At 57.2% G+C, this 12,356-nt stretch carries 9 protein-coding genes; all 9 read right to left on the reverse strand.

The genetic code is table 11. The features are described 5' to 3' along the window. Nucleotides 1-2 precede the first annotated feature (2 nt). The 9 genes from tssH to ACYQ6M_RS12820 all read right to left on the reverse strand — a co-directional run bounded on the left by tssH (nt 3) and on the right by ACYQ6M_RS12820 (nt 12,244). A complete protein-coding gene (gene tssH / locus ACYQ6M_RS12780; protein ID WP_460074199.1) occupies nt 3-2,810 on the reverse strand; it encodes a type VI secretion system ATPase TssH in 2,808 nt (935 codons plus the stop codon). 25 nt (nt 2,811-2,835) lie between these two features. Further along, nucleotides 2,836-4,413: a type VI secretion system baseplate subunit TssG gene (gene tssG / locus ACYQ6M_RS12785; protein WP_460074201.1), complete on the reverse strand. Its 1,578-nt coding sequence runs from the start codon at nt 4,411-4,413 to the stop codon at nt 2,836-2,838. Next, a complete protein-coding gene (gene tssF / locus ACYQ6M_RS12790) occupies nt 4,410-6,407 on the reverse strand; it encodes a type VI secretion system baseplate subunit TssF (protein ID WP_022999370.1) in 1,998 nt (665 codons plus the stop codon). Before tssF ends, tssG begins: the two co-directional genes overlap by 4 nt. Beyond that, entirely contained in the window at nt 6,404-6,955 is a 552-nt protein-coding gene (gene tssE / locus ACYQ6M_RS12795) for a type VI secretion system baseplate subunit TssE (protein ID WP_022999369.1), read from the reverse strand. Before tssE ends, tssF begins: the two co-directional genes overlap by 4 nt. 144 nt (nt 6,956-7,099) lie before the next feature. Beyond that, nucleotides 7,100-7,585, reverse strand: a complete 486-nt coding sequence (locus ACYQ6M_RS12800; RefSeq protein WP_022999368.1) for an Hcp family type VI secretion system effector — start codon at nt 7,583-7,585, stop codon at nt 7,100-7,102. A 204-nt stretch (nt 7,586-7,789) separates the two neighbouring features. Beyond that, a complete protein-coding gene (gene tssC, locus ACYQ6M_RS12805) occupies nt 7,790-9,313 on the reverse strand; it encodes a type VI secretion system contractile sheath large subunit (protein WP_022999367.1) in 1,524 nt (507 codons plus the stop codon). Next, nucleotides 9,314-9,868, reverse strand: a complete 555-nt coding sequence (gene tssB, locus ACYQ6M_RS12810; RefSeq protein ID WP_022999366.1) for a type VI secretion system contractile sheath small subunit — start codon at nt 9,866-9,868, stop codon at nt 9,314-9,316. 271 nt (nt 9,869-10,139) lie between these two features. Continuing rightward, entirely contained in the window at nt 10,140-11,423 is a 1,284-nt protein-coding gene (locus tag ACYQ6M_RS12815) for a type VI secretion system protein TssA (protein WP_055653998.1), read from the reverse strand. A 116-nt stretch (nt 11,424-11,539) separates the two neighbouring features. Next, nucleotides 11,540-12,244, reverse strand: coding sequence for an OmpA family protein (locus ACYQ6M_RS12820; protein WP_209169173.1), 705 nt, complete (start codon nt 12,242-12,244; stop codon nt 11,540-11,542). Between the last annotated feature and the right edge of the window lie 112 nt (nt 12,245-12,356).

Here is a 12,356-nt window from a genome sequence, read left to right on the forward strand (position 1 = left end):
TGTCAGCTGGCCGGCTCGATTTCGATACCGGTTTCCGTCGCTTTCAAGGTCACACACTTCAGTTCTTCGCCGTTCATTTGCGCCGTGAGGAACGCACGTGACAGCTTCGGCAGAAGGTCGTTGGTCAGGATGTTGTCGATCATGCGGCCACCGCTGTCCGGGTCGCGGCAGAGTGAAACGATATGGCTCACCACGTCGTCGCCATAACTCAGCACGGCATCCCGGTTCTGCTTGACCCGTTTGACAATACGGTTGAGCTGAAGCCGGACGATGAACCCGAGCATGGATGGTGACAGCGGATAGTAGGGGATGGTCACGATACGGCCGAGCAGGGCTGGCGGGAACACGTCGAGCAATGCCGGTCTCAAGGTTTCCGCGAGCTTCTCCGGATCCGGCGCGTTCGGGTCGGTTGCCGCGAGGTCCGGATTACTGGAAACCGGCGCGTCCAGCATGTGACTTGCAGCATTCATGATGATGTCAGTGCCAACATTCGACGTCAGCAGTATCAACGTGTTGCGGAAGTCGATCTTGCGACCCATGCCGTCTTCCATCCAACCCTTGTCGAACACCTGGAAGAAGATTTCGTGAACATCCGGATGAGCCTTTTCGACTTCGTCCAGAAGGACGACCGAGTAAGGCTTACGCCGCACGGCTTCGGTCAACCGGCCGCCTTCGCCATAACCTACATATCCCGGAGGAGCGCCTTTGAGACCGGAAACGGAATGTGCTTCCTGGAATTCGGACATATTGATGGTGATCAGGCTTTCCTCACCACCATAAAGGGTCTCGGCAAGGGCCAGGGCGGTTTCGGTTTTACCAACACCGGAGGGGCCGCACAGCATGAACACGCCGATTGGCTTGTCCGGATTGCCCAACTGGGCGCGGCTGGTCTCGATGCGCTTCGAGATCATTGCCAGACCATGGGCCTGACCGATCACGCGTTTGTTGAGGCTGTCGGTCAGCGACAGGATCGTCTGCATTTCGTCCTGCACCATCCGCCCGACCGGAATGCCGGTCCAGTCGGAAATGATGCTGGCGACGGCCTCATCGTCGACATAGGCATAGACCATGCGATCGTCTTCGGGGATTTCGGAAAGCTCCGTGCGCATCGCCTGGAGCGCTTCGCGAATGGCGTCTTCGTTGGTCAGGTCGACGTCAAGTTCAAGCTCGATCTCGTCGATCGGAACTAGAGCGGGCTTGTCGTGCTGCGGATCTTCGATTGCCTCGCTTTCCGGATGAGGCGCAGGATCAACACCGCGAAGCTTTGCAAGAGCGGCATTCAAACGCCGGATTCCGGCTACCAGTTTCCGCTCGTTTTCCCACTGATTGCGGACAGTCTCAATGTCGCTTTCGGTTTCCGTAATCGCGTTGGACAGTGCCTCGAGCTGTTCCTGATGCTCCAGGCCCAGTTCGGCATCGTTGGTCAGGGCCTTTTTCTCTGTCTCCAGAAAACCTTTTCGGGCAACCAGGTCCAGCAACCGGGCTGGCTGTGCTGCTTGCGAGATGTTGACACGTGCCGAGGCGGTGTCGAGAACGCTGACCGCCTTGTCCGGCAGCTGGCGTGCTGGAATGTAGCGATGTGACAAAGATACCGCTGACCGCACAGCGCTATCAAGGATGCGAACCTGGTGATGATCTTCCATCGGGCCAAGCAGGCCGCGCACCATGGCAAAGCACTTTTCCTCATCCGGTTCGTCAACCTGCACGGGCTGGAAGCGCCGTGTCAGGGCCGGGTCTTTTTCAAAATGCTGGCGGTATTCCGACCACGTCGTAGCCGCGACGGTCCTGAGTGTGCCGCGGGCAAGGGCAGGCTTCAGAAGGTTAGCCGCATCGCCCGTTCCGGCAGCGCCGCCGGCTCCGATCAACGTATGGGCTTCATCAATAAACAGGATCGTCGGCACGATGGAACCATGGACGGCATCAATGACCGCGCGCAAACGTTTCTCGAATTCGCCTTTCATCGACGCGCCGGCCTGAAGCAAGCCGAGATCCAGCGCACAAAGGCGGGTGCCCAGGAGCGCGGGCGGAACATCACCGGCAACGATTTTCTGCGCAAAGCCCTCGACGATAGCCGTTTTGCCGACGCCGGCTTCGCCGGTCAGGATCGGGTTGTTCTGGCGGCGGCGCATCAGAACGTCGATGACTTGCCGGATTTCTTCGTCGCGGCCGACGATCGGATCGAATTCCTTTGCCCGCGCACGAGCTGTGAAATCTACAGTGAACTGACTGAGTGCATCTTCCCCGGGGCCTCCTGCCGCGAGCGGCTCTGCGCCCGGTTCGCCTGCTGCGCTACCGGAGGCTGGACTTGAACCGTCGATGGGCCTCGCCCGCACTTCACCGGATGATCCGGCGATGGCGTCAAGGTTGTTCGCGATTTCATCGTGCTTGAGCTTGTTGAGAGCCTTGGACAGCTGGAAAAGCTGCGTGCGGGTGCTCTCTTCGCCAAGCATGAAAAGAAGGACATAGGCCGTGCGGATTTTGTAGTCGCCGTATGTCAGCGTGCCAACGAACCAGGCTCCTTCCAGCGCTTCGCGGAAAGGCTTGGACATGGACGGAAGTTCGGTCTGGTTGATCTTGAACTCTGCAAGCGCGGCCTGCAGGTCCTTGTCCAGGGTGCCGAGATCGACGTCGAAATGCCGCAGAATATGAAATACATCAGAATTTTCGTTGCGGATCAGATAGTAAAACCAGTGGACCAGCTCGAGATGCCGGTGGCCGGCATCCTTCGTAAGCCTCATGGCCTTGTCCAGGCTGTCGTAGGCAGTTGAGTTGGTCTTGTTGACAACTTTTTCAACCGTAATGTCATTCATAATATCGGTCCTTCAGACTTGAGACCTATTGGTAGACTGTGGTGTGGCGACGCACAGGCCGGAAACGGGTGTCGGTAAGCATTTCTTCTTCTTCGGCCTCCAGGTCAGTATCGTCGTCGGGGCCGGAAGCGGCAGGCTTCAGCCAGCCGATATGTCCAAGCGTTGCGGAGTTGTTGGCATCCATCCGGACAGCGGATGCGCATCTCTTCGGCAGCGCAAGTTCAATTTCATATTCAATTTCCAGACCCAGATAAAAATCGATGAGGTCGAAAAGCTTCTCTGTCCAGGGATTGGGTCTTGCCCGGGTTGGCGGGAGAAACTGCCGATATTCCTCCAGACTGCTCGTGAAAATCCTGATCCGGATCTTGTCACTCACACTATAGACCTTGGATCCAACGATCGTGTCGGCGCCAAGTTGCCCGGCTCCGCCTGGCCCGAAACCTCCAAGCTTGAGCTGATCGTCCTTGTCCAGATGCAGCCACGTCCCGACACATTGATCAATCTCTACCCGGACATCGAAAACGCCCGTGATGAGGGCCTTCAGACGAGCGGCGCTCTTTGTCTTGGGGGCCATAAGGCCCGCATAGAGCAGCTTGAGCCGATCGTCGATCCTGTCGAGGTCCCGGTAAAACGGGGTGCCGATGCCGATCGCCGACCCGAGATAGGCGAGAAACCGGTCGTCGTCTGGACGGTCATGTTGAACGATCGGTCTGGCATCGGCCCACGCGCGGTAGAACAACTGCACGAAGCGGTTGTTGAATAGGTCAAGGAATCTTGGAAAACTGTCATCGCCTCTGAGTCCGCGCATGATCGCTTCGTCGGTATAGGCGGATGGCAGAGCGCCTTGCGGTCCAAGCAAACCAAGGAAGCGTTCCAGCAAGACCAGGCCGCCGTCACCGTCCTTTGTCGCACGCTCAATGGTCGACGTGGCGAATTCGCTGGACGGGTCCTGACCGAAGCGAACGATGTCTTCCATCATGCGCCGGCTCTTGCCGATCCTGGGTGGAGCGGGCTCATCGGCGTTCTTCGGCTTAATTCCGCTTTCTGATATTCCCGGAGCGGTCTGGCCTTCGAGCATTCTCAGCACTGCCAGCAGATCATGTCCACCTGGATGCTTCTCGATGCGGTCCCCAAGGGCTGCAAGCAACGACGCGTATTGCTGCTGGACCGGCACCTCGATACGCGGGCTTTCCGGTACTGCGTCCTCAGCTGTTGGATCAGACGCAGTCTCTTCGGCCTGCGTTTCAATCACCTCTTCCGTAACCTCGGCAGGGGTCTCAGCTGGAGGATCGATTTGTGGGGCAGGCGTTTCTGGTTGTGTGTCGGCAGGTGAGGGAGCGGCGTGTTCTGGCGATGTGATCGCGGCAGATTCAATCGCGGGCGACTTGATGGCGGACGCTTCTGCCTCGTCCGCAGGTGTGTTGTTGTCCTGCGGTTTTACGGTCCAGATATCGTCAGCGTCGGCCTTCTGATCAGTTTTGACTGCCGTCTCCGTCTCCTCTTTGGTCGGCCATGCCGGGGCCTTCCGGGAGGATGAAGGCACAACGGTCTTGTCCCGTGCAACACGGGTTTTCGTCAGATCCTTGTCTGCCGGACCGCTCATAGAATTCCTTTCGCGCCGATCCGCGGAGGCCACTTCATGATAACGCCGCGCTCTGTCGTTGCGATCACACACTGCGTGAAGTGATTGATGGAGGCGTATTCGGCGACAAACCGGTCGAGGACAGCCCCCATCAGAAAGGCACTCGCCCCTTCAAAAGCCTTGTCATCGAGCGTGATCGTGATTTCGAGCCCCCTGGCGACACCTGTGCCGGACTTCTGTTGCAGGCGGCGCACAACTGGCCTTGTCGAAACCGACCGAACAGACTGGGCCTGCCGGTCTGCTGAACTGTCGGAAAGTGGCGCGAACACGCTCAGCACATCGCGGAAAGACCGACCGTCCTGACCTGCCGCATCGTGTACAAGGCCGGTATGGTTCAAGGCCAGAATGTTAATGAGCCGCCAGGCAATGGCGCCAGCGTGGCCCTGTTCGCCCAGCCTTTCATTGTAGGAAAGAAGCGGTGGCCTCGGGGACGTCGGTCCGGCGACACAATCTACCTTGAGGCCGATATCCTCCAGTATGCGAAAATCCCCAATCTCGGACTTGTCCGGGTTGGTTCCCACGGGGAGATCTGCGGCAAGCGATCGGTTGGATGCCAATACCTTCAGTGATAGTTCCGAAAGACGTTTCTTGCCGGTTTGCAGCAGGGCGGCAGCCTGCGCTCCGCTTGAGATAGAGATGAAGGTTTCTGTACCTATGTAGTGGCTCGGCTGCATGCGCCGGATTTCGGAAGACGACTGGCGTCGCGGCAAACGACGAATGGTATAAAACCACTCGTGACCGGCTTTTTCAGTGTCTGGTGCAACGCTGTAGAGCGGCTCAACCGGTCGTTTCTCGCCTCCTGAGAAGTGGGCGGAAACTTCAGTGACGGCATGCACTTCATAATCCAGTGGCCGTGTCCGGTCCGTGATGACAGCAAACTCGTGCTGCCCTTTCTTGATCGGCACCCGGTCAGTCTGCCTTTCGAACAAGTTGACGGCCGGTGCTGAGTGAAGCGCGAAAATCTTGCGTTCAACGTGAGCAGGCAACCGGTTTTCTGCTTCATCGAACACGAAGACCAGATCGAATGCTTTTGCCTTGACCCTATCCAGGTAACGGCGCAGTCCCGTCAGACGGAACCCGAGGAAGCTGCGCGGAAAGTTGAAATAGTCGCGCAAGTGATCAAAGCCGGTGAACAGGCGCAAGTCGTTGTGCAAGAGGGAATCTTCTTCATCGAAACCCAGCTGCTCGATGGCATCGACGGGCAGGCGCTGCAGGCTGGCCTGACCGAAGGCGTCTTCGGTACGGATGTAGAGCGCGATTGTATGTCCGAAGATCTGTTCATAGACCTTCGCAGCCAGATCCAGAGGTCCGATCAATCGGACGGGAAGTGAATCGATCCGACAGCCGGCCACCTGGTATTCTGGTTTCTTCAAGGCTTCTTCGGCTGAAACCTCGTTTTCCGGATCCTCGGACATGCGGTGTGTGAACGTGATGGACAGACCTGCGCGCGTGCGTCTGTCTTCAGCCATCTCCGCACCGAGACCGGAGACCTGCGCAGCTGAACTCAGGTACTTTGCAGCTGTCAGCTCCAGGGGCGTCAACGTAATAGGAGAGGTGAGAGTGAACCTGCAGCGAACCTCTCCCTGGCGTTCACGGAAGACGGCCTCCATGGGAGCATGGCGATCGACCTTTATGCCGTTGCGCAAATTCGCGTCGCCATATTTCGGCGTAACGCGGGCAAGTACCAGAGAGGGAATGGGCGCCAGCGCGGTTGGATATAGTTGTTCGAACAGGTTGGAAGTGAATTCGGCGAACTCATGCTTCATTTTCAGCTGCACGCGAGCTGACAGGAAGGCAGTACCTTCAAGCAATCCGGACAGCATGGGGTCGGAACGGTCTTCCAGAAGCCCACCCAGGCGTTCTGCTACAGCAGGATAGGCCTCCGCGAATGACGCCCCTTGTTCTCGCAGGTAGGTGAGTTCCTGATTATAGAGGTCGAGAAATTCCCGGTTCATGCAGTTGCCCCGATGATTTTGATACGGCCGAAAGCAGGGTCGACGTCGGCTACGAATTCACTCGCGACCCGGATCGGATCGCAGCGTATTTCTGCCTTGATGAGAAATCTTACCTTGAAGGTATCGCTTTCGACCTTGTCGTCCCGCTCGACCTTGAGCGTGCGCGGGTCCATGCGCGGTTCGAAATGGATGAGGGCCTGTCGGATGTCTTCGGCAAGTCGATCAATGCGAACGCTGTCAACAATATGGACAGAAAGGTCTGGCAATCCGTAATTGATGATCGAGCTCTCAACTTCCGGAAAATCGGAAAGGTCCTGAGTGGAATTGAGGTTGACCGTATTGAGAAGCGCCTGCAGATCTTGCCGGACTTCGGAAAGCAGCGTGTGTTCAGAGACACCGTAGGATCTGGAAAGCCGCCGACCGGACCTGAGGTTGGCGCCGTTCTGTGCTTCTTTTTGCCTGTCCTGAGCGGCCTTGTAGTCTGGGTCGTCCATTGCACGGAAGGCCCACATCAGCGGGGAGTGCATTTTCACATTTGATTTAGCCATCGGCCAAGCCCACGCTGACTGCTGCCCCGGAAATTCCTAAGTGTGACCGTGGCGGTGCCGCTTCGAAAGTTGAAAGTCTGCATCGCCGGTCCAAACCAAAGAAGGCTGCCGCGCCGAAGCGCGGCAGCCCTGCAGGCCGAAGCCTTATTTCTTTTCGTTTGCTGCAATGTCCCAGGCAAACTCAGGGGCTGCGCCCTTGGAGCCGTCCGGCTTCTGTTCGGTGTAGATGTACTTGTACTCACCGAAGTTCAGCGTGACGCTCTCCGTGATGCGATCGTCGGAGCCACTGCCGCCGGTCGAAACGTTGGTCACGATAATGTCCTTCATTTCGAGCTTGATGTATTCCAGCGGGTTATCACCGGCAGCTTTGCGAACAAAGAGAGTGCCTTTGGTGATATGCTTGCCGGTCGACACGTGCTGCAGAAGCACAGGGGTGGATTTGTCGACGAACTTGGTGATGCTCAGATCCTGGAAGTGTGCCTTGCCGGAGCCGGAGCCCGAACCCATGTGGGTGGTGCCGGACTGGGAAGCGCCCCAGGACCAGGAAAGGACGTCAATCTTGTCCTTATGGGTCTTGTCCTGTGCTTCGCCTTTGATACCTTCAAGTTCCAGATAAAAATCGACGGCCATTTTAATAGATCCTCTTGGTTGTTGAGGGCCAGGTAAATGTTCCTGGCTCAAACTCTGCTATTCCTGACAACTACCTCGGACCTCGCGGTCCAAACCCCTAGGCGCTTGCGCACCTTGTTTGTACCTCCGCCCGGGAAAACCGGGCTGCATCCCGTGGGATGCATGCCGGGGGGCAGGCTGCCGCCCCGCCGGCAATTTGTGAAATCAATTACCGTCTTGCGGAATGCGGGACGCCAGGCTCATGCCGATGTCCATGCCTTCCAGCTGATAGTGCGGACGAAGGAAGAACTGGGCCCGGTAATATCCGGGGTTTTCCTCGTCGGGCACGATAGTGACCTTGGCTTCCCGCAGCGGCTTGCGCGCTTTGGTTTCCTCGGTCGAGTTGTCCGGATCACCATCGACGTAGTCCATGATCCAGTCATTCAGCCAACGCTGCAGCTGCGCCGATTCCTTGGTCGAACCGATCTTGTTGCGCACCATCACTTTCAGGTAGTGGGCGAAACGAGTGGTCGCGAACATGTAGGGCAGGCGGGCAGACAGGTTGTCCGATGCCGTTGCATCCTTGCCGTCCGGTCCGGAGAACTGGCGCGGTTTGAAGACGGACTGAGCTCCAAGGAAGGCTGCCTGGTCCGTATTCTTGCGGTGGATCAGCGGGATCAGGCCCAGACGGGAGATCTCGTGTTCGCGCCGGTCGGAAATCGCGATTTCCGCAGGGCACTTCTGGTCCACACCGCCATCGTCGGTTTCAAAGACGTGGGTCGGCAGGTTTTCCACCAGACCACCGCTTTCGACGCCGCGGATGCGCACAGTCCAACCGAATTCCTTGTAGGCACGGTTGACGTTGGTTGCCATGGCATAAGCCGAGCTCATCCAGGCGTAATTCTCGTGGCTGTCTTCGCCGAACTCTTCTTCGAAGGCGAATTCTTCCACCGGGTCGGACTTCGCACCGTAGGGCTGGCGAGCCAGCACGCGGGGCATTGTCAGACCAAGGTAACGGGAGTCCTCGGATTCCCGCAGCGTCCGCCACTGGGCATGGATCTCCGTATCGAAGATCTTGGACAGATCACGCTTGGCCGGCAGTTCCGTCCAGCTGTCCATCTGCATCAGTTGCGGATTGGCCGCTGCCAGGAACGGTGCATGGGCTGCCGAAGCGATCTTTGCCATGCCGCGCAGCACGGTGATGTCCTGCGGGTCGTAGGAGAACTCATAGTCACCCACGAGACAGCCGTAGGGCTGACCACCCAACTGGCCGAATTCAGCTTCATAGATCTGCTTGAACAGCGGGCTCTGATCCCACTTGGCGCCGCGGTAGCTCTTGAACACGCCTGCAAGTTCTTTCTTGGAGATGTTCAGGAACTGAAGCTTGAGCGATGCGTCGGTTTCAGACTGGTGCACGAGGTAATCGATCCCGCGCCAGGCACTCTCAAGTGTCTGGAACTCCTCGGCGTGAATGATCTCGTTCACCTGAGCCGTCAGTTTTTCGTCCAGCTTTGCGATCATCTCATCGATCGTGTCGTAGACGTCTTCCTTGATAAGCGCCTGATCGGACAGGGCTTCGGCGAGGAAGGTCGACATGGCGTTGTCAACCAGCTGATTGGCCGTATCGTTTTCGTTCTTGATCCGGAAATTCTGTTTCAGGATCGAGGCGAACTCCTCGGGGCTCTTCTCAACCGCAACTTCGCCGGCTGCTGCGCCACTTGCCTGGGCGCTGGTATCGGTGCTGCTCATTTATGCCTCCTCCGTGCCGTCGCCGTCTGCCTGCTTGTCGGCGGACGATGCCTTGTCGGCTTCGATTTTCTGAGCAAGTGCCTGCATCAGGGCCGGGTCCCGGGTCAGCTCCTCAAGCTGGGAGATCGCCTGGACACGTCCGTCCATCATGGTGCGCAATGCAGCCAGGCTGCGGCGTGCATCGAGCAGCTTCTTGAGTGCCGGAACCTGTTCGGCAACGCGTCCCGGGGTGAAGTCGTCCATGCTCTTGAAACGCAGCTGGACGCTCATTTTGGAGTTTTCTTCGCCGGACAGCTTGTCCTTCACGGTGAAGGAGGTGCCAGGTTCAATTGCTTCCATGCGTTTGGAAAAGTTGTCCATGTCGATGTCGAGGAACTTGCGGTCATCGATATCGGCTTTTTCCACGCCAGGGTTGTCGCCGGAAAGATCGGCCATGATGCCCATGACGAATGGCAGTTCCACCTTCTGTTCCGCGTCAAACGGATCTTCATAGAAAATGTGGACCCGCGGAGGTCTGTTGCGCTTGATAAAGCCTTGCCCGCTGTTCGATGCCATTGTACTTGCCTTTCATTTTCATGACCCAGAAGAAAAAAGGTCAATTTTAGTCAAATACTAGCGCGTAACTCTTGTTTGCTAATTGCTGTACTTAGGTCGGCGCTGCGTTTCGTTGATATCTATGTACTGCGTTTCTGGGGAACGGGAAGTGATCACGGTCACATGATCGATGGTTTATTTTTTTCTCGAAATATTGAGGACCCGTTGGCCATTGGTGTCAAGTAAGAAGCTGAAAACCCTAGGTAACATAGGGGTTGTAATGGCAGTTGAATCAGTCCTCCTCCGGCCTCAGGAAGAGGTTGAGAAGACCGGTGAATGAACCGGAACTCATATTCTGCGCCTCGTCCAGCAAAAGGGGGATCGGGCTGGTGGGTTCATTGGAAGAATAGTAACCCTTGACCGCCGCAATACCCTTCATGGCGTCACTTCGGCTTTCGATCACCATCACTGCGAAATCATCAATTTCGCCCAGTTCCCGGTCACCACCGTCGTTCAGGTCGATGAGTCGGTCGTTGGAAAGCTGTAACCCGCTCGCACCCAGAATCAGCGCTACGTCGTCGAACCTGCGCGGCATCAGTATTTTCAAGGCATCCAGGTAGGACTTGCCGACGAGGCCGCGAGCCTCACGCACCAGAAACAGTGCCGGATGTGACGGTTCGCGGCTGGCGAAATAGTCTTCGACAGCATCCAGAATCAGTTTTGCCTGGGCGGCATTCTTGATTTCTGATTGAGACGCCTGCGACGTGTCGCCTGCTGCCGCCTCTGCTGCAGTATCTTCAGACGAAGAGACCTCCATCTCTTCAGGGGAGAGGCGTCCGAGCCGCTTGTTCAGTTCGGCATTCATCTCCTTCAGGAGAGTGGACAAGGCCTCATAATTGGGAGGAGCTGCTTTCGCACCGCTCTCCTTGAGCTTTTCGGTGCACAGCTCGGCTATGGTCTGAAGTTCGTCCGGCAGGTCTCCAAGGTCCTTGAGGATCTCGTCAATCGCATCCTGCTCGAGTTCACCCGATGTCAGTGCAGCCTCAATCGCACCAAGTGAGATTGTATGCTCATCCGGACGTGCCGTGGCATCGCCGGCCGCAATCTGGATGGCGCGATAGCTGATGGGCCCTGTCCGTCTGGTTTTGAGCAGGGGCGCTGCTTCCAGCGGAAGAACGACCGTGGGCCTGTTGTTGAGGGATTCGAGCGCTCCGATTCGTTCCATGTGGCCGAAGTCGGCATCGCTTGGATGGACGTCGTCCCAATGGTTCTCCAACAGTTTGCGAATGATGCGAATCGAGTTCGCAAACGTATGGACTTGACCGCTCAGCAGACCGAACTGCGCGAGAATGACAAGCAGTCTCAAGTCTCTGGACTGCTTCAGGAAGCCGTCCATCTGCTTGAAGAGGTCGGTAAAGTCGATCTCGGATCGGTCGAATTCGCTGAATCGCTCCGGCAGCAATTCCTCACACGAATCCAGAAGTGCGGCAAAGGCGGGTTCGGTATCGTAGAGGTCCGGCCCGCAGCCAGCACCCGGCGCTACTTCAGTGCCGTAGGTTTCCGGATCGAAATTCATTCGTGCTCCCCAGCCCGGTATGCATTCCGGTGGTATGTCCGGGATCGGTCCCGGTTATTGTTCAGGAGACCCGGACCGGGAAAAGTTCCGGTCCGGCATGTCTGATGTGTGAATTATTACTGCTCGAGTACCAGCTTGCTTTCAACGCGGCGGTTTGCCGGATCGTTGACATCCGCAACCTTCGGCCGGGATTCGCCGTAGGCAACAGTTTTCAGCCGGTCCCGGCTGACGCCGAGGTTGACCAGATACTGCGTAACCGCCTGCGCACGGTCTTCGGAAAGACGCTGGTTGTAGTTGGTCGAGCCAATTCCGTCGGTATGGCCTTCGATCACGAATGTGGCTTTGGCCAAGTCGGGATCATTGATGCCCTTGGCAAACTCACGAAGGTTGGCCTGTGCGGACGTGCTGAGCTTGGCCGAGGCATATTCGAACGAAACCAGCAGGTTGAAGGCAGCGTCGATGGCGTTGGTTTCCGGATCGACCACAAGGGTCTGTTCCGTTTCACCACCTTCGGTCTTTGCGCCGTCCTGGGAGACTGCGACCTGGCCGCCTTCCTCCGGTTTGGCGTTCGGATTACATTCGTCGCGAGTACCGATGCAAAGAGCTCGCGTTCCGCCAGCCGGCTTCAGTGAACGCGTTTTCAGTTGCTTGAAGTGCTTGCTGACTTCATCGGCCGAATAAGTGGCGTCCTGGGCAAATGCCGGAGCGGCTCCAAGTGCCGGCAAGGCAATGGCAAGAGAAACGGAAGCAGCCAGGAGGGCGCGGCGAAGGCCGGTCCGAGCGGCATTGTTCCGGTCGAGCGAAAATACAGTAGGGGTCACGATTTCAATCCTCCCTTGTGGAGTGTTCAAAAGCGATGTCGCTTTGGGCTTCGAAATGGATCGTGCCATATGGATAAGAATAATAGTGTGGCGAAAGTCACTAAAGTGCGAT

The sequence above is a fragment of the Roseibium sp. ROS1 genome (genome assembly GCF_054658215.1).